Raw genomic sequence first — 18,939 nt, forward strand, 5'->3', positions numbered from 1 at the left:
AGTAATGGAGTGAATGGAGTGAGATTATCGAACGAGATTATGGCGCGCAGTGATGAAGTGAGGTCATGGCGTGAGTGAGATCATTCGAGGGATTGGAGATTGAGCCTCACAACGGTTTATTCACGAAAGTTTATTGAAGGAGTCTAGATCAATCATAGAAAGGCTGAAATCGACTTGTCACACTGAAATAACAAATCTTGAGTCTACAAAATAATTTTCACCTTTCTAGAAAAAATGCCACACTTAACAGTGAATCATTGGAACAGTGAGTCATTAGACGGTCGGCCTTGGCTCAATCGTGGAATAAACAGTAGATTTGAGTAAACCTATGGTTTTCCAGATGCTGAGTTATCTCTAATCACCCATTCTCTCTAATCGCCCATTCTCCATAGGCGTTGTCAGGATAGCCGATCTACCAGCCGATCTACCATCGGTCGTAACCCCATCGGTTGCGAAAATCAGCTAACGAGAGATTTTTATTATTCAACTACCTTGTATTTTTTGTCCTATTTTCCATGATTGAGGTTATCCTAGCCGTTCTTTCCGTGTCCGCAGCGGCAGGTCTTCGGATCGCACTCCCACTGTTGATGATTGGGCTATTATCCGGCCCCCAACTGTGGCAACAAGTTCCTCTACTATCCATGCTCTCCCCCGCCTTAGTTTTAGGCGTTTTGGTAAGCTGGTCGTTCTTCGAGCTCATTGCCTCCAAGGATCGGGTTGGCATTCGACTCGTCCAAATCCTTCAATTATTTTGTAGCCCGATCGTCGGTGGCATTATGGGTGTCGCGATCGCCCGCGCCATGGATGCCCCAGCCGATTTAGTCGCGCTGTTGGGAGTGGTAAGTGGATTACTCGCCTTCGTCTTACAACTGGTACAAGTGGGCTGGTTCTATCGCTTGCGGAATGGCATTCCGGTTTGGGTTTTGTTGATTCAGGATGCTCTCTGTATTGCGCTGGTTTTGTTCGCCTTAGATTCACCGAAGCAGGGAGGATTGATTGCTATGTTGCTGTTGTGGTTTGCGATTCGGAGTTCCAAAGCTTGGCGAGACTGGTATCGTGCCCAAGCCCATCCCCGCGATCGACTACATCCTCGCTACGGGAAGCAAGAGCCTGACTAGGATCTCTTAGCCTAGTTAAGAGATCCTAATTCAACAACCGTTTTTCCTACAGCAGGCCAACGGCGTGTAAAGGCCCACGACCGATCAGCAATTCCGCAAGTAAAGCCAAGATGCCCAGCATGGCCAACCGCCCGTTCCACACTTCGGCAGACGTGGTCAAGCCCCATTCCCAACGCTCCTGGGGATAGAGCTTGGTATCTTCCGACGGCTGAACCGTTTCGGCAAACAAGATGGGTCGATCGTGCAATGCTTTTTGCACTAAATCCGCCAGGGCTTGGATAAACGTGGGATCCGTATCGAGCGCTGGGACACGGGAGAAGATTTCAATGCCTGCTTCTTCAGCCACTTCACGGTATTCCTGGTCAATTTCTTCCAGGGTTTCAATGTGTTCCGAAACAAAGCTGATGGGTACCACCACCAACTCTTTGACCCCTTTTTCAGCCAGTTCTTGGATGGCCTCATCGGTGTAGGGCTTGAGCCACTCCACGGGCCCCACTCGACTTTGGTAGGCCAGGGTGTAGTCATTCGATCGGCCCAGGGTTTTCATGATTAACCCCGCGCAGGCTTCAATTTCCTTCTGGTAAGGATCACCCGCTTCTTCCACATAGCTGACGGGAACTCCATGGGCACTGAAGAACACATGGCCTTGAGCAGGATCCGGCAAACTATCAATTCGTTGACCAATCAGCTTGGCCATGGATTGCAAGTATCCGGGGTGGTTGTACCAGGAAGGGATGACGGTGTAGGGAATTTTTTGCAGATCTGGATCAACATTCCACATCCGTTCCAAAACACGGAAGCTGGAGCCGCTGGTACTAATAGAAAACTGAGGATAGAGGGGCAGAATCACCAGCCGCTCGGGCTTATCTCGCTTAATTCGAGCGATCGCCTCTTCAGTAAAGGGGTGCCAATAGCGCATCCCAATGTAGACGGTAGCCTCCTGCCCCGATTGGTTCAGCAGGGATTCCAAGTCTTTGGCCTGGGCCTCAGTAATGCGCCGCAGGGGAGATCCCCCACCAATTTTTTTATAATTTTCTTGAGATTTCTTTGCACGCAAGGTAGAGATCAGCCATGCCAAGGGGCTTTGGAGCCAGGGAACGGGCAGGCGAATAATCTCTGGATCAGAAAATAGATTATAGAGAAAAGGCCGCACATCTTCTAGGCGATCTGGCCCTCCCAAATTCAGCAATAAAACGCCGATTCGCCCCATAGCAATGTCTCGCCCCTTAGTTTAAGTCTCAGGTTTGTAAATGATTTTAACATTCTCCATTCGTCGAGGCTTGGGTTTTACAGGTGCTCTGATAAAAAGCAGATCCGAATCAAACCTTGCGCCGTTGAACGATCGAGGTTGAACGATTGATAATGACCGTGTGACATTAACTTTGCTTATCATGCCATCGATACAAATATCAAACTTAGTTGACATTTCTTTGCATTAGCGACTAATTTGCGATCGTAATTTTTAGGAAATAATGGCCGAATTTGACGCTCTAGATAGCAAAATCACCCAATTGAATCTACGCCTCAAGATGGCCCGATTAGGGGTGCAAATCGAACGGCGGGGCACCAAGTTAAATCTACGGGGAACCTTGCCGCCCCGCCCCGGCTGTGGGCGACTCCGTCCCTACCAACAGCGGTTGAGCTTGGGGCTCCCTGCGACACCGGCGGGTCTGAAGCAAATTGAGCAGGAAGCCAAAATTATTGCGGCTCAGTTAATCCAGAAGAGTTTCGATTGGCGGGATTATTTGACGATCGAGGCGGGTAAACGGCTCAGTCAACTGGATCTGGTCGAGCAGATCCAAGCCTTTGAACGCCAGTTTTTCGCAGCCAGCGATCGGGTCAGCAAGCCCGCCGCCACCAAAACGACCTGGAATGCGGCCTATGCGCCCTATCTCCGCAAGTTGGCAGGCATGGCCCAAGATCACCCAAAGCTGACTTTGCCGGAGTTAATTTACAAAACCGTGCACAGTACGGCGATCCAGTCCCGCAGTCGGCAGGTCTGCTGCACAGCCTTGTCGGCCTTTGCGGAATTTCTGAATCTGGAATTGCCCACGGAGTTGAAAACCCTCGCAGGGAGCTATAACAACAGCCGCACCCAAGCCCGGAATTTACCCAGCGATGAGGCGATCGTGCAAGCCTGGGCCCAGATTCCTAATCCGGCGTGGCAGTTTGTCTACGGCATCATGGCAACCTTTGGACTGCGGAACCATGAGGTCTTTTTCTGCGACTATACCCAACTTCAGCAGGGGGAAACGAGCATTCAGGTACTGGACACGACCAAAACCGGCAGCCATGAGGTTTGGGCCTTTTATCCGGAATGGATTGAGGAATTTCACCTGCGATCGATTCAGTTACCGGAAATTAATACCGATTTATCCCAAACCACCTTGCAACGGGTAGGACAACGGGTGACGGCACAGTTTCGGCGTTATGGCGTGCCTTTTTCGCCCTACGATTTGCGCCACGCCTGGGCTGTGCGGACGATTCACTTTGGCTTGCCGGATACCGTCGCCGCTAAGATGATGGGGCATTCCGTTGCAGTCCATACCCGCACCTATCACCAATGGATCACCCGCCGTGATCAACAGGCCGCCGTTGAAGCCGCGATCGCGAAAAATTCCCGTTCTGCCCCCACCCTTTCCACTTCCTAGGGTTCCTGCCAAGGGTTCTAGCCCACGGCCTTCTCTGGCCCACTATAAGCAATTACATCAACTAGCAATTACATCAACTAGCAGGTCAACAATTATGGCAACGATTTTACGGGATTGGAGTTATCGCTATCAGTGGCTCTACGATGGCATTTCCCGCATCGCATCGCTGGCCGTTGGGGGGGAAGCCCGCTTTCGACAGTTGGCATTAGAGGGCATTGACATTACACCGGAATCGACGGTGCTGGATCTGTGCTGCGGTTGTGGACAAACGACGCAGTTTTTAGTGCAACGATCGCGGCAAGTGACGGGGTTGGATGCCTCACCGTTTTCGATTCAACGGGCCCAGCGTAATGTGCCCGAAGCAACCTATGTGGAAGCCTTTGCGGAGGCAATGCCCTTTGCGGATGCCACCTTTGACATTGTCCACACCAGTGCGGCCATGCATGAAATGACCCCGAAAAACCTGCAACGGATCTTTCAGGAAGCCTATCGCGTGCTGAAGCCAGGGGGCTATTTTCTGATTGCAGATTTTCACCGTCCCCAACCTTGGATGATGCCAGGTATTGCGCTATTTTTTGGTCTATTTGAAACGGAAACCGCTTGGCAATTGTTAGATCTGGATTTGGTGAAAATGCTTCAGGAAGCGGGTTTTACGCACTGCGATCGCCAACTCTACGCTGGCGACAGTTTACAAGTCCTGCAAGCCCAAAAGAAATGCTGATGACATCACTAGTCATTTTCAGATTTGACACGCTGGAGAATGTTACGAAAATTCGAACCGCTACAGCAAATGCAAGACAAAGGGATACCGGAAGGGCCGATCGGGATTAGCCGCACAACCCACGATCGCGAGAATGGGCAAAATCACGTTTAAGATAATCAACGGAATCAGTGCTAAAAAACCGATTAATACAAGACACAGAATTCCAACAATAATGCCGTAGATAAAAAAGGTCAGTTGAAAATTGACCGCTTCCTTAGCATTTTCCTGCACAATATAATCTTCAGACAAAAGTAAAATGACGATCGGAATGGAAATCGACACGATCGAAAAAGTCAGCAACCCTGCGCCATGGCTGACAATGCAAAGTAACTTTTGTTTGGTGCGGTCTTGGTGACTATGCATAGTGGTGGGTAAAGTGAGGGGATCGGGTGTCCTTGCTCTGATTGGCACTCTCTGGGCGAGTTCCCTTGGACGGATACCAACTAGTCTAAGAGATGCCATCATCTACAGTCAGACTACAGTCAGAGATAAGCCAGACTACCTACAGTCAGAGATAAGTCAGACTACAGTCAGAGATGGCATCATTCCCGATCGCTAGGTGCAGAAAACCTTATTGATTTCTGATCTGAGATCGCCCCCAAGTGAAAAACGATCGCTTCCCTAAGAAAAACGATCGCCCCTCAAATCAACTTTAAATCAACCTCAAATCAACCTCAAATCAACCTCAAGTGGTGTATTCTGCGTTGATCTTGACATAGTCATAGCTAAGGTCACAGCCCCATGCTTTGCCCTGGCCTGACCCCTCACCAACCCTGACCCGAATGATCACAGGATGGTTGACGAATTGAATACTTGCTGCCTCCCGATCGAACACGGTGGGATAATTGCCTTCTAGCACCAATAGCTCGTTGCTATTTTCAGTGCTGACAACCGATTTGCCCGCCAGTGGACTGATGCTAGCGTTGGCCTGTTGTACAAGATAGGCATTGGCTCCGGCCCGATCGAAGGCTAAGGGTTGTCCATTTTCCATCAGGCAAAACTCCCCTAACCAAATGCTAAGCTCCTCTTGGTTAAAGGGCACTCCGGCGCGTCCTGCCGCCCCCGCAATGCGTCCCCAGTTCGGATCCCGGCCAAAAATCGCAGACTTGGTTAGGGAAGATCCGGCGATCGTGCGGGCAATTTGTCGCGCCGCCGAATCACTGCTGGCCCCGGTCACTTGAACTTCGATCAAGCAGGTTGCCCCTTCCCCATCCCGCGCGATCGACTGCGCTAAATAGGTACAAACCTCCGTCAGCATGGCTTCCAATTTCTCTGCTTCCGGTCCCATTTCAGTGATGACCGGCGTGCGAGATTGGCCATTGGCTAGGGCGATCAGGGAATCATTGGTACTGGTATCCCCATCCACCGTGATTTGGTTGAAGCTCTTATCCGCCGCGCGATGGAGCATTTCCTGCCACAGGTGGGGAGCCACAGCCGCATCGCAGGTAATGAAAGCCAGCATCGTTGCCATATTGGGATGGATCATGCCGGAACCCTTGGCAATTCCCCCAATTCGCACGGGGCGATCGGCAATCCGAGTTTCCAGGGCGATCGACTTCGTAACTAAATCCGTGGTCGTAATCGCCTTGGCTGCACTATCGGATCCAGTTTCGCTCAGTGCTGCAACGACGTTGGGAATTCCCGATCGCAAGCCTTCCATCTTAATCCGCTGGCCAATCACGCCCGTCGAGGCCAACAGAACCGCGTTCGGTGAAATCTCTAGGGCTTGGGCCAGCAATTGCGCACTTTCGATCGCGTCTTCCAGACCCTGTTGCCCCGTGCCCGCATTAGCCTGTCCCGCATTACACAGAATGGCACGGGCGTAATGTTTCGCTTTGAGGCGTTGACGGCAGTAGTCCACACAGGCAGCCCTCACACAACTGGTGGTAAACACTCCCGCCGCGATCGCATCCACATCCGACACAATCAGTGCCAAATCAGGTAACCCTGAGGGTTTCAATCCGGCAGTAATCCCCGCAGCGCGAAAGCCTTTAGGAGCCGTTACTCCCCCTGTGATCATTTGCCAATCCGCCATTCCTACTTCTCCGCCTAAATCGCCTGAATCGCGATTATATCAGGGGCAAAGAAGACATGGGCCAAGGCAGTCAACTTTCCCAAACAATCAATTGCTTAAGCGCATCATCTCAGACTGTCGCGCAGCGTCTTGAGATGGAACTTTTTAGGGCATAATTATCGAATTCAAAGAAAAAAGGGAGGGTTGCTAGGGCAACTCCCCCTATCATCAGGGTGCATCTACTAGGCATAGTATGCCACATTCGGGGTGGGGGGTAACACCCCTCATCTTGAAAAATTCGAGAAGAATTTACTGAACTTTTGGTAAAGTTATTCCCAAAATCCGTAGTTTTTCGTATAGACGATCGCGCAGTTAGTTCCCCTATCTGATTTACACCGTTGAATGACGAGCCTAGCGAGGCCCTACGTTAAAAATTATTCCCCAAAAAAATAAGGAACTCACCCAACTTGGAGTTAGCGAACCCTAAGCTAGCTGAATGAGTTCCCTTTTATGGAATAGGCATTGGATCCAACTTATTTGCAGTTGCGCCACACAGCAACCAAAACCCCTTCGATTTCCACGTCGGATGCATTGACCTCGGTGATAGGGTAGGTTTCACGATCGGGGTTTCCAGGCATTAAAGTGACTTTCTTGCCTTTTTTCTGGTAGTACTTCAATGTGATTTTGCTTTCCACACGGGCTGCCACGATCGTGTCGTTTTTGATGGCTTTCGGATCGGTGACGGGTTGCATGATCACAATATCACCATCATCAATTAGCGCATCAATCATGCTGTGACCACGAACCTTTAAGGCAAAGTGTCCCGGCTTCATCATGATGTTGGAGAAGTCGAGATGCTCCACTTCCGTGTCATTAAAGGTTTCTACCAAGCTCGTTGCCGCGATCGCGCCAACCACTGGAATCCCCTTAGGTCGTGCGTGAAGCAGGCGAATGGTTCTTGCTTGACCCTCTTCCCAGGCAATGTAGCCCTTCTTTTTAAGATGATCCAGACGACTTTGTACCGGCGCTGGAGACCTGAGATCCATAGCCCGCATCATTTGTCGGATCGAAGGGGAGTGCTGATGCTCGTTGATGTACTCAGTCAGCCAGTCATAGAGTTCTTGCTGGGCTTCCGTCAAAGGCTCTAATCGTTCTAAAGGTTCCATAGCGGTTTGGGGTGAAATGCGTTTAGGGATAATAACCCACCATAGAACACTTGTATCCTAAAACATTTGCACTTGTCTAGGACTTTGTTAGAAAACTTTGCTAGTCCTTGAATATCCGTCCGCCCGCCGACAGGACTGGGGCAGAATAAGCCAGCATAAGTCCGATCTACAGGTCATGCCCCAGCATCCTTCCCCTGAAGGATCGTTGCTTTACATTGCTGAAACTGAATTTCCCCCTGAACTTACGGTAGAATCCATCAACTTAAATCAATCTTTATGATTGCGAAAAGTTGATTCTCCTAGGAGGAGTGTTTGTGGACACAAGTTTGTTGCTGTTCAACATTCTTAACCCGCCTGTCTTGTTCTTTTTCTCGGGGGTGCTGGCCAAGCTGGTGAAGTCGGATCTCGAAATCCCTGCACCCTTGCCGAAGCTATTTTCACTCTATCTACTCATGGCGATCGGCTTCAAAGGCGGCTACGAAATTGCGGAAAGTGGCTTTACTAACGAAATTGCCCTAACCTTGGCAACCTCCGTGGCCATGGCCTGCCTGATCCCAATCTACTCGTTTTTCATTCTGCGGCTCAGGTTAGATGTTTACAATGCAGCGGCGATCGCGGCAGCCTACGGATCCATTAGTGCGGTTACGTTTGTCACTGCAGGCTCCTTTTTGAACAAATTGGGCATCGACTTTGGCGGCCATATGGTTGCAGCCCTTGCCTTAATGGAATCTCCCGCAATTATTGTTGGGCTGCTGCTCGTTCGGATGCATGCGACTAAACCACAGGGATCGGAGTCGATGTCTTGGAAGGAACTCCTGCGGGAAGCTTTTCTAAATGGGTCCGTTTTCCTGCTGATGTGTAGCTTAGTGGTCGGCTTGCTGACTGGGGAAGCGGGCTGGAGCAAGATGAAACCTTTTGTGGAAGATTTATTTTACGGGGCTTTGGCCTTTTTTCTACTGGATATGGGGCTCGTTTCCGCAAAGCGCCTGAGTGATCTGCGCAAAGCCGGGTCCTTCGTGATTGCCTTCTCTGTTTTTATGCCAGTCTTCAATGCAGTCCTAGGAATTTTGATTGCCCGTTTCTTGGGAATGACCTTAGGGAATGCACTGTTATTTTCAGTACTTTGTGCCAGTGCATCCTATATTGCCGTTCCCGCCGCTATGCGGATGTCGGTACCGGAGGCCAATCCCAGCATTTACATTTCCATGGCTTTGGCCTTAACCTTCCCCTTTAACATTGTGGTAGGAATTCCCGTTTATCTAGAGATCATTAAACAGATTTGGGGAGTATAAACATGACAACGCCGGAAATCAAACAGGGAACTAAACCGGTCAAGCGAATTGAAATTGTTGTGCCAGCCGTTGAGCTACGCAAGATTTTAAAAGTGCTCGATCGTATTGGGGTCGGTTACAGCATTTTTCGCAATGTTATGGGCCGGGGGGATTGTGGTCAGTCGGTGGATGATTTTGACCTAGGCACCGATTTAGCCAATGATTACATCCTGACCCTTTGCGATCGCGATCAGGAAGAGAAGATTGTGGAGGGAATTCGACCACTCCTAGAACGCTATGGTGGGGTCTGCTGGACTTCCGATGCCAACTGGGTCATCCATACGCTGTCTTGCTAGTTAAAGCTTGAAATTAGCTAACCAACTTATTTTTAGTTACGTTTTTCAGTTGCGTTTGGGTCATTCATCACCCGTCGATAACGAGGGCGGCAGGGGCTGCCCCAACACACTTGCTGACTCGGCAGGGAAGTGAAAACGTTGCTGCGAGCTCCAACCACAGTATTTGCCCCGATCGTCACCCCCGGAGCAATAAAGCAATCCGCTGCAATCCAACTCCCGTTCCCGATCGTAATTTCTGCGGTTTGTAAACCAAAACTACGATCGGTCATATCATGGCTCCCTGTACAAAGGTAACTTTTTTGGGAAATGACACAGTGATTGCCAACGCGAATGGTATCTAAGCTGTACAAAACAACATCATCGCCAATCCAACTATAGTCACCAATTTCCACCTTCCAGGGATAGGTCAATCGGGCTGTGGGCCGAATTAACACCCCTTTCCCAATTTTGGCCCCAAAGCAACGCAGAACCCAGCAACGAAATCCACTGGCAGAATGTAAACTGAGGGGAAACGCGATCGCCTGCACCAGCCACCACAGCAAAATAAACCAGCTTGGTCGCCCGCGATCGAACCAAGATTGATCATAGGTGCGCAGATCAACCCAAGCAGGCATTTCGAGTGGAACAAGCTCGACGGGCTGGGCTGTCTCTTCTGCCATGGAATGAGTGGGTTGAGAGGGAGGGTTTGGGAGCATGGGAGGTTAAATGAGAGCGACAGGGCATGACTACCGTAGCCATGCCCTCATACATCACTTTTCACGGATCTTGTTCAATCGAGAACCTATGCTGGAGCCTAAGCTTCGGGTTGGGGCACAGGCGATAATGTCATCCGATCTGTGAGCGTATCGGTTTGATTCAAAACGCCTCCCAATTGCTCCAATTCAAATAGCTTAACGCCAATCTGATATTCATACTGGCTGAGCAAGCGGGCATAGGTATAGCCTGCTTGCCCGTCTAGAAATCCTAACCGTAGGATATAGAACAAAATGAACCGCAGCAAAGGTCTGAAGGGTAAGCGCACCCAGATCTTTTTAAGAAAACGCTTGCGCTGAACGGCTCCCCCAAACAAATTGGCCCCGATCGTGCCTGCGTGATCCTTGCCATTGCGCAAATTGTAATACACTTGAGCTTCCCAATTGGAGTAGCGGTTGTGGCGCTCTAACCAATGGTAAATATCCCGGAAGTCAATGTGGAGCATGTCATTTTTCAGATAGCCCACTTCCCCCTGCAACACAACGTGCTCGTGGACTTCGTTGTCCCCCGTATTGCGCATTCCTTCAGTCCCTAGGTTTTCGTAGCGACCTTGGGCATGTTGGAACAGGCGAAGATTCCAGTCAGGATATTTCCCGCCATAGCGAATCCACTTACCCAGGAAAAAGACTTTACGGTTGAGGTAATAGCCTTGAAACGCTGGATTCTGGATGGCTTCAGCAATTTCTTCCCACAATTCCGGGGTGATCCGCTCATCACAATCCACAATCAACACCCAGGGATTGCGAAAAGGTAGATTTTCCAAGGACCAATTTTTCTTTTTGGGATAGCGCCCATTGAACTGGAATTGCACCACCTGAGCGCCATAGCTTTCCGCAATTTCAACGCTCCGATCGCTGCTTTGCGAATCCACAACAAAGACTTCATCCGCCCGCGCCACACTTTGCAAACAAGCCGGTAAGTTGGCTTCTTCGTTCCGGGCCGGGATCAGGACAGAAACAGGAATTTTGGATGAATTAGACGGAGTTTTGGCGTGGGTCATAACCGTTAAAACTGAAGGACTGGCCTAAAGTGGAAAATTCGGCATGGGAAATCGTTGCCTTAGTGTGCCCCAGGGACCGTTGATTCGCTCGATCAGCCTGTAATTTTTGGCTGGTGCAACCTGTAATTTTTGGCTGGTAGGGCCGTCCCAGCCACGACCAGCCCCAAAAACGCTAATACTATAAAACGATCGAGACGGCCCTAGGGGAATCTCGATCGTGTAAACCCAGTGATCTTGTCGAACCTTTAACGGACTTGGAGCTAGCTGCCTGACTTCTCAGGGCTGAGGGTGTAGGTTTCCACTAAGTCGGCTTCCTTAATGGTCGATCGCGCCGTTGCTTGCTTAAAGAGTGCTTCGTATTGATTGAGCGCTTGTTCAAAGGAATAGCGTTCAAGGGCAAATTGTCGGCCCTGGTGTCCTAGTGTTTCGACCAATTGTGGATTCTGATAGAGCTGGAACAAAGTATTGGCAAGGGCTTCTGCATTTTCCGGCTCAACGACCACGCCACCGTGACTTTTTTCGATCGCCTTTGCTGCGCTACCTGTGCTGGGAACCGACGCCACAACCGCTCGACCACTGGCCAGTAAAACTTGGGTCTTGGATGGCATATTAAACGAAACGACATTGCGCTTTTGCACAATTAAACCCACATCTGCCGCAGATAACATTTCGGGTAATTTCTCCCGAGGTTGGAAGGGGAGTAGTTTAACGTTATCCGTCCCGTAATGATTGCACAATTCCTGTAATTTTGCGATCGCCTTCGATTCGCCCACAATCACAAACACAATCTCGCTCTGATGTTTGAGTTGGGCGGCTGCTTGAATAACCGTTTCCAGCCCTTGGGTGAGGGCTATATTGCCGGAATACATGACCACAAACTTGTCTTCGAGGCCATGGGCTTTGCGAAACGCATTATTAGTTTTGGGAAGGGGACGAATAAACTGCGTATCGACCCAATTGGGAATGCAGGTAATTTTGCTGGCTGATACGCCTTTGCCGACCAGATTATCAATAAAGCCATCCGCAATGACGCTGATCGTATGGGCCGATCGATAGGCGAATTTTTCAAGTTTTTCTAACACCTTAATCAGCGGTTGATTGCGCAGTAATCCCAAGTGAACCGCCGCTTCCGGTAAAATATCTTGCACGTTCAGCACGACTGGCGCATTATAAATCCATCCCAGTACCGTCGCAGGCACACACACGGGTAAGGGGGGAACGGTTAAAAGAATGACATCCGGTCGCCACCCTCGCAACGCTTGCACAAAACTTGTGAGCACAAAACTGCCATCAAGAAGAATGCGATCGAGGAGACTTGGACGAGGCTTGACCCAAATATAGCTGCGTTGAATGGTGACCCCGTTGCGTTCTTCAGTCAGGTAAAGCTTGTTGCGGTATCCCTCGTAAATTTGGCGTTGGGGATAGTTGGGCATACCAGTCACTACTCGAACTTCATGCCCCTTGCTCACAAGCCCTTCCGCCAACTCTGTCATCAATGGGGCAATCCCGATCGGCTCCGGGTAATAGTTGTAGGCGTAGATCAAAATTCGCATATTTGAGTGTCGCGCTGGCACAGAGAAGATTCATTCAGAAGGTTCCAGCTTCCTCAAAACTGAGGGAGCATCTGCCAGAAAACCGAGTCCCACTAAATCCAAGGAGATCATTGGTAGATTGAGAATCTAATGCCACAGTAGCGACAGACAAACTTTCCGGAAAAGACCCGAGGGGCTGAGTTCAGGGAATCTTTGTCTGATTCTAGACTGGCCTAAAGATTCTTTAAAGATTCCTCGTGATTTCTACGGGGCTACAGCAGCTTTCTAGGTAGCATTAATCACTTAATCCATAGATCAATGCGCTGGCCCGTACAGGCCCAGAAATATCATTCCATGGAGGTACGTGAGGTACTGTAGCCCAGTTTAACGAGGGGGTTTTAGGGCTTCCTCTGTGCAAACACTAAACTTACACCCGGCTAGATGACGGGGAATGATGAATCGCTGCGAATATTGCGGAATAGTCTTTGTCAGCCCAGCCTTGCTCGATCGCCGTTTGTAAAATTTGCTGCACCCCTGCCATCGCCTCTACTGAGAGCTGCTGCGATCGCGCCGTCTCAATGACTAGATTCATATCCTTGAGGAGGTGCTTGGTGGGGAAGTTTGGATTGTCATAATTCCCGTCCAGCATTCGTTGGAGCTTTTTATCAAACGTAGGCGCATAGAGGGCGCTCTGCCGCAGGATATCCATAAAGGCTGACACATCTCCCCCCGTCTGTTGAACCAAGGCTAAACTCAGCGCAAAGGCGGAGGTTAATGAGCCAATCAACTGATTCAATGCCAGTTTGAGGGTGGAAGCGCTGCCGACGGGGCCAATTAGCCGAGGGGATGCCCCCAGGGCTTGCAGGATGGGTAGGCAGCGATCAAAGGATTGGGGTTCCGCCCCCACCATGACCAGCAGCGTACCCTTTTGGGCTTCCGGAATGCTGCCTAATACGGGGGCTTCTAGGTAATCTCCCCCGATGGACAAAATTTGATCCCGAATTTCTAAGCTATCCGCTGGGGCGATCGTGCCCATTTGAATCACGGTTTTGCCCGCCAAACCGGGACGATTTTCGGGGGTCAGTAATGTGGCATGGATGGCCGCTGCATCCGTCAGCATTAAAATTAGGTAATCCGCATCGGCGATCGCTGCTTGGGGAGACGGGGCAATTTGGGCACCCGCTTGCTGCAACGGCACGACCTTTTCCGCAGTGCGATTGTAGGCAATTACCGAATGTCCAACTTCTAGCAAACGCTGGGCCATCGGTAATCCCATCAAGCCTGTCCCAAAAATTCCCAGTTGCATTTCGATTCCGCTCCCTTGTCGTGACCGTAATTAGCCTACTACGGGAATTTGCGTTCTCGAAATCTGAAAAATTAGCCTAACCGGGCAAGCTGACCTACCGCGACTCCTGATGGTTCAGTTGACGACCCAATGCCGTAGCCAGGTCTGGATATCCTGCATCAATCAAGGCTTTGTCACGAATGCGGCAGGAGTCACACAGTCCGCAAGGTTCGCTTCCCCCTTGGTAGCAAGACCAGGTTTGAGCGATCGGAACCCCCAATTTCACGGCGCGATGCACAATATCAACTTTGCTGTCTAGAACTAATGGAGCTACCAACCGAGGGGCATGGCCTTCTAATCCTGCTTTAGACGACAGTTGGGCTAATCTTTCAAACGCCGCTAGATAGTCGGGCCGACAGTCGGGATAGCCAGAATAATCCACGGCATTAATGCCTAGGTAAATCGCCTCTGCTTGTTTGGCTTCTGCCAGAGCAAGGGCGATCGCGATGAAGACCGTATTGCGACCGGGGACATAGGTGGAGGGAATCACATCCGATTGGACGCCTTCGGTGGGAATCTCAATTTGCCGATCGGTCAATGCTGATCCGCCCCACTGGGACAGATTCACATCTAAAATAAAGTGTTCACTCAGGTTCAATGCTGCAACAAGGTCTCGGGCGGCTTGGAGTTCGCGATCGTGGCGTTGACCGTAGTAGAGCGACAGGGCAATCACTTCGTAGCCATCGGCGATCGCTTGGGCCGCAGAAGTTGCAGAATCTAAGCCACCGGATAAGAGAACCACCGCTTTTTTCACAGGCACTTGCCTCCCGTTCACAACACAAAAGTCACAGAACAAACAAAAGAATTTATCATAAAAGCTACATTCACAGCGTTAGTCTAATCACACGAAAATAATTGCTAGATGGAGGAATGCTCCATGAGCGCCTCGACCGCCGATCGTGGGTAGAGTAACGTCCGACGATGACTCGATTCTCGAGGTTCAATGCCGGCTTGTTGCAAGCGCAGGGTGGCCGCTTGGGGTTTGCATTGTAATATCCGCGCAACTTCCGCGAGGGGTAACCACTGTTGCCCAAATCGTTCGAGCAAAACCCTATCCTCGGTATCCAAGATCTCCGTCAGCAGTCGCTGGGCCAATAGCCAGCAAGCTAGGGCATCCGCTGCCGCCCGATGCGATTGACCGACCGTAAAACCAAAATGTTTGACTAAATCCGGTAAGCTGCGCGAGGGCAAGTCCGGCAGCATTAATCGCGCCAGTTGCAGGGTACAAAAACGCTCTTGCTTAAATTTAGAGAAATCAATTTGACAATGGCGCAGCTCTGCTTTGAGAAATGCATAGTCAAACTCTAAATTATGGCAGGTGAGAATTCCAGGTTGGAGCCACGGCCAATACTGCGGCCATAGCTCGCTCGCGAGCGGGGCATTATCCACCATCGTTTGGCGAATGCCGGTCAATTGGACAATGAACTCAGGAATCTGGGTTTGGCTATTCATTAAACTGGTTTGCTGGAAGGTGATGCCTGTTTTGAGATTGGCATGAATTACCGCAATTTCTGTCACCCTTGCTTGGGGCGGCTTATAACCCGTGGTTTCCAGGTCAACGATCGTCAAATCTTGCTGGGCAATGTGGCGATAAAAGGTAAGCAGATCGGTGGATAGCATGGTTGGAGTCTAAACAAATAAAAGACGTGCCAATGACACGCCTTTTGATTCCGAATTAATCTAGGTTAACCGATGCAGAGCGCACCGATTGCCGATTGCTGATTATTTTTTCAACACAGGACGGGGTACGTTCCCGCGATCTGCATTGTTTCTAGGCCGACGATCGCCTCCGCGATCGCTACGTCCCCGGACACCACTCCCACGTCGATCGTCGGAGCGGAAACGGCGGCTTCCACCCCCCCCATTGCGCATTGGGCGATCAGCAGCCAATTCTTCCGGGGTCGGATCTGCCGACGCATTCATCCAGTTAGGACGGGTCTTGTCGTAGTAGAGTTGTAAGGCTGCAGCTGCGATCGCATGGGTTTCGTAACCCTCTTCCGACAACTGGGAGACGATCGGCAGGAAGGAAGCCATCCGCTCACCCGCCACGGCTTCCGCCAGTTGGGTTTTCAGTTTTTCAAGATGCTTCGCCTCAATTTCCGCACGGGTGGGGACATTGCGAATATCTAGCTTCTGGCGAATATGGTTCTCAATGTCGCGCAGTTTCCGCTTATCGAGGGGATGGACGAGGGAGAGAGCTGTCCCTTCTTTACCCGCCCGACCCGTCCGACCAATCCGGTGCACGTAGTTATCTACACTGTCCGGCAGATCGTAGTTGATAACATGGGTCAGGTCATCGACGTGAATCCCACGGGCTGCGATATCCGTTGCGACAATCCAACGAACTTGGCGTTGCTTAAACCGCAGTAAGAGGCGTTCCCGCTGGCTTTGGGTCAGGTCACCATGGTACTCATCCACGCTGTGCCCTGCGGCTTGCAGTTGGCTGGTCAGTTCTGCTGCCGCCTTCCGAGTCCGGACAAAGATGATTGCGGATTCTGGATCTTCCAATTCCAACACCGGCTGCAACGATCGCGACTTCGTCCAACCCCGTGGCACCATATAGACCACTTGATTAATCCGGGAGGGCGCAGCCTTGGGCTGTTCGATCGTCACGTTGACCGGAGAGCGCAGGAACTTCGCAACTAGCTTGCGGATAGAAGGATCCATCGTCGCAGAGAAGAAGGCGGTTTGCCGTTCGCTGGGGGCTTGGCTGAGGATTTTCTCCACATCCTGAATAAAGCCCATGTTCAGCATTTCGTCTGCTTCGTCCAGAACGAACCAGCTAATTTGATCGAGCTTTAGGTCGCCCCGGTTCATCAGGTCAATGACCCGACCCGGCGTACCTACCACAATTTGCACGCCCCGTTGCAGTCGAGAGATTTGTAAATCGATCGACTGACCACCGTAGATGGGAAGAATCCGGACCCGACGATCGTCTGCAAAGCCACGGACTGCGGCACAGACTTGCACCGCAAGTTCACGGGTAGGGGTCAAAATCAAGGCTTGGACAGCATGGTTACGGGGATCAATCCGTTCCAGGATCGGCAGGGAAAACGCCGCTGTCTTACCCGTTCCCGTTTGCGCTAATCCCATCACATCGCGACCGGCTAGCAGTTGAGGAATCGCCTGAGCCTGAATGGGCGTCGGGTTTGAAAATCCCTGCTGCTCCAGAAATTGAACGCGAGCTTCAGAGAGTCCAAGGCTTTGAAACGAAAGAGTCGTCATCAGATTTCCTAAAAACAAAGAAGGTTAGGCAAACGGGTGCGCGATGACCGCTAGGCGCGACCTGATTTACGCACCAATCCCAAATTTTTTAATGGGAAAGGAAAAAATTGAGAAACTACCGAGCCAGCACGGCTTGGTGCGAAACCAAATCGGCGGCAGTGGCAATATGTCCATAGAGATCGTAGACATCTGCATCATCAATGCGTACAGGCACTAGAGATCCTAGGGATGCCTCGCCCTGCACGTACACTAAACCATCCACTTCCGGAGCAAAGCGAGCCGATCGACCCACTAATTCTCCGGTTTCAGGATTTTCTTGCTCAATCAACACATCTACAACTCGGCCAATTTCCGATCGGTTGCGCCGTAGGGAAATCGGTTGTTGCAGTTGCATTAGCTCATCTCGCCTTGCATCCATCACTGCTTGGGGCACTGGATTCGGCAAGTCGTAGGCAGGCGTCCCTTCTTCCGCAGAAAAAGTAAACACACCCACGTGATCAAACTCGTGGCGTTGGACAAACTGCTTCAGATGCTCGAAGTGTTCATCCGTTTCCCCAGGGAAGCCGACGATAAAGGTCGTCCGCATGACAGCGTTGGGAATGGCTTCCTTGATACGCTCGATAATGCCATCGTTCACTCGACCTTGCCAGGGACGATTCATCGATCGCAGAACCTCCGGGTGGGAATGTTGCAGCGGCAAATCGAGATAGGGCAGCACATTGGGGGTTTCCCGAATGGCCTCAATCACCTTGGGGGTCAACCCGGTGGGGTAGGCATAGTGCATCCGAATCCAAGGGATGTCTACCTTCCCTAGGGCTCGCAGCAGTTCCGCTAATTTCGGTTCACCATAGATATCCAGACCATAGTTGGTTGTGATCTGAGAAATGAGAATGGCTTCCTGCACCCCTTGGGCTGCTAAAGCTTCCACCTCTGCAACGATCGACTCAATGGTTCGGGAACGTTGTTTGCCGCGCAGGTGGGGAATGATGCAAAAGGCGCATCCGTAGTCACAACCTTCCGCAACCCGTACGTAGGCAACTCCCTCTGTGGTGGTGCGATAACGGGGTGTGGTTTCATCGGCAATGTAGGTTGGCTCTAGGGAAACCTCTTTGACGCGCTCCCCTGCTTCAGCCCGATGAATCACATCCACAATCTTGTGATAATCCCCAGTACCCACTAGGGCGACAGCCTCGGGCAATTCTTCCAACAACTGATCCTGGAAGTGTTGAGCCATGCAGCCCGTAATCACAATTTTTTTATTAGCTTCTGCAAGTTCAACCAAGGTGCGAACCGACTCTTCCCGAGCCGCTTGGATGAAACTACAGGTGTTAACAATAACGTAATCCGCTAAGGCTTCGTTAGCATCCACATGATAACCCGCTTGAACCAGCAGACCCAACATGTGTTCGGTATCAACTCGATTTTTTTCACATCCCAAGTGGGAAACGGCGATCGTTGGCTTATTGCCCATGTATTCAGCTTATGCTCGATGAGTAAACGAAAGGAATAGAAGGTGGTGTATGCCACTGCGATCGCGCCCCAAAACGGTCTAACCTTCCGTATCATCACCCTCCGGAAACTCTTCGGGTGCATAGCCGCAATCGCTGTATAAATCGGCCCAGAACACTCTAACGCATCAACGTGCACTAGAGCATGCCTTAGAGAGGCCGTGTTGTTTCCTATCCTAGACGCAATTGTGAATTATTACAATCTGTTACACACAATTTAGATCAAAATACAGCCTC

17 protein-coding genes are annotated in these 18,939 nt (G+C 50.7%); 5 read left to right on the plus strand and 12 right to left on the minus strand.

The genetic code is table 11. The features are described from left to right. Positions 1–515: 515 nt before the first annotated feature. Positions 516–1,118 carry a DUF4126 domain-containing protein gene (locus H6G21_RS08740; RefSeq protein ID WP_190572765.1) on the plus strand — a complete coding sequence of 201 codons (603 nt, stop codon included), beginning with the start codon at positions 516–518 and terminating at the stop codon, positions 1,116–1,118. 46 nt (positions 1,119–1,164) lie between these two features. Here the strand turns inward: H6G21_RS08740 and hemH are convergent, their stop codons facing one another. Then, positions 1,165–2,328, minus strand: coding sequence for a ferrochelatase (gene hemH, locus H6G21_RS08745; RefSeq protein ID WP_190572767.1), 1,164 nt, complete (start codon positions 2,326–2,328; stop codon positions 1,165–1,167). 262 nt (positions 2,329–2,590) lie between these two features. On the opposite strand from hemH, the gene H6G21_RS08750 reads away from it, so the two are divergent. Then, on the plus strand, positions 2,591–3,769 hold the full coding sequence (locus H6G21_RS08750) for a site-specific integrase (protein ID WP_190572770.1): 1,179 nt from the start codon (positions 2,591–2,593) through the stop codon (positions 3,767–3,769). Positions 3,770–3,863: 94 nt separating this feature from the next. Further along, positions 3,864–4,490 carry a class I SAM-dependent methyltransferase gene (locus tag H6G21_RS08755; RefSeq protein WP_190572772.1) on the plus strand — a complete coding sequence of 209 codons (627 nt, stop codon included), beginning with the start codon at positions 3,864–3,866 and terminating at the stop codon, positions 4,488–4,490. Positions 4,491–4,550: 60 nt separating this feature from the next. On the opposite strand, the gene H6G21_RS08760 is transcribed toward H6G21_RS08755, so the two are convergent. The 3 genes from H6G21_RS08760 to lexA form a co-directional block, all read right to left on the minus strand. Then, positions 4,551–4,895, minus strand: a complete 345-nt coding sequence (locus H6G21_RS08760; protein WP_190572774.1) for a DUF4870 domain-containing protein — start codon at positions 4,893–4,895, stop codon at positions 4,551–4,553. Between the two features lie 322 nt (positions 4,896–5,217). After that, complete coding sequence (gene argJ, locus H6G21_RS08765) at positions 5,218–6,567, minus strand: bifunctional ornithine acetyltransferase/N-acetylglutamate synthase (RefSeq protein ID WP_190572776.1); 1,350 nt, start codon at positions 6,565–6,567, stop codon at positions 5,218–5,220. Positions 6,568–7,079: 512 nt separating this feature from the next. Continuing rightward, positions 7,080–7,712 (minus strand): transcriptional repressor LexA, encoded by a 633-nt coding sequence (gene lexA / locus H6G21_RS08770; protein WP_190572778.1) that lies wholly within the window; start codon positions 7,710–7,712, stop codon positions 7,080–7,082. A gap of 314 nt (positions 7,713–8,026) precedes the next feature. On the opposite strand from lexA, the gene H6G21_RS08775 reads away from it, so the two are divergent. Continuing rightward, positions 8,027–9,004, plus strand: a complete 978-nt coding sequence (locus H6G21_RS08775; RefSeq protein ID WP_190572779.1) for a sodium-dependent bicarbonate transport family permease — start codon at positions 8,027–8,029, stop codon at positions 9,002–9,004. Between the two features lie 2 nt (positions 9,005–9,006). Continuing rightward, positions 9,007–9,339: a transcriptional regulator gene (locus H6G21_RS08780; RefSeq protein WP_190572781.1), complete on the plus strand. Its 333-nt coding sequence runs from the start codon at positions 9,007–9,009 to the stop codon at positions 9,337–9,339. A gap of 32 nt (positions 9,340–9,371) precedes the next feature. On the opposite strand, the gene hpsU is transcribed toward H6G21_RS08780, so the two are convergent. From hpsU to rimO, 8 genes are all read right to left on the minus strand, one after another. Next, the gene (gene hpsU / locus H6G21_RS08785; protein WP_190572783.1) at positions 9,372–9,998 is read right to left on the minus strand and encodes a hormogonium polysaccharide biosynthesis acetyltransferase HpsU; all 627 of its coding nucleotides are present in this window, start codon (positions 9,996–9,998) and stop codon (positions 9,372–9,374) included. Between the two features lie 134 nt (positions 9,999–10,132). Beyond that, positions 10,133–11,092: a glycosyltransferase family 2 protein gene (locus tag H6G21_RS08790; RefSeq protein WP_190572786.1), complete on the minus strand. Its 960-nt coding sequence runs from the start codon at positions 11,090–11,092 to the stop codon at positions 10,133–10,135. Positions 11,093–11,352: 260 nt separating this feature from the next. After that, entirely contained in the window at positions 11,353–12,645 is a 1,293-nt protein-coding gene (locus tag H6G21_RS08795; protein WP_190572788.1) for a WcaI family glycosyltransferase, read from the minus strand. A 406-nt stretch (positions 12,646–13,051) separates the two neighbouring features. Beyond that, complete coding sequence (locus tag H6G21_RS08800) at positions 13,052–13,930, minus strand: NAD(P)-dependent oxidoreductase (protein ID WP_190572790.1); 879 nt, start codon at positions 13,928–13,930, stop codon at positions 13,052–13,054. Positions 13,931–14,024: 94 nt separating this feature from the next. Continuing rightward, positions 14,025–14,729 carry a 7-cyano-7-deazaguanine synthase QueC gene (queC, locus tag H6G21_RS08805; protein WP_190572792.1) on the minus strand — a complete coding sequence of 235 codons (705 nt, stop codon included), beginning with the start codon at positions 14,727–14,729 and terminating at the stop codon, positions 14,025–14,027. 98 nt (positions 14,730–14,827) lie between these two features. Further along, positions 14,828–15,589, minus strand: a complete 762-nt coding sequence (locus H6G21_RS08810; RefSeq protein WP_190572794.1) for a 3'-5' exonuclease — start codon at positions 15,587–15,589, stop codon at positions 14,828–14,830. Positions 15,590–15,691: 102 nt separating this feature from the next. Beyond that, a complete protein-coding gene (locus H6G21_RS08815; protein WP_190572796.1) occupies positions 15,692–17,194 on the minus strand; it encodes a DEAD/DEAH box helicase in 1,503 nt (500 codons plus the stop codon). 115 nt (positions 17,195–17,309) lie between these two features. Continuing rightward, positions 17,310–18,665, minus strand: coding sequence for a 30S ribosomal protein S12 methylthiotransferase RimO (gene rimO / locus H6G21_RS08820; RefSeq protein ID WP_190572798.1), 1,356 nt, complete (start codon positions 18,663–18,665; stop codon positions 17,310–17,312). Positions 18,666–18,939 lie beyond the last annotated feature (274 nt).

It is taken from the genome of Alkalinema sp. FACHB-956, assembly GCF_014697025.1.
Lineage (GTDB): Bacteria > Cyanobacteriota > Cyanobacteriia > Leptolyngbyales > Leptolyngbyaceae > Alkalinema.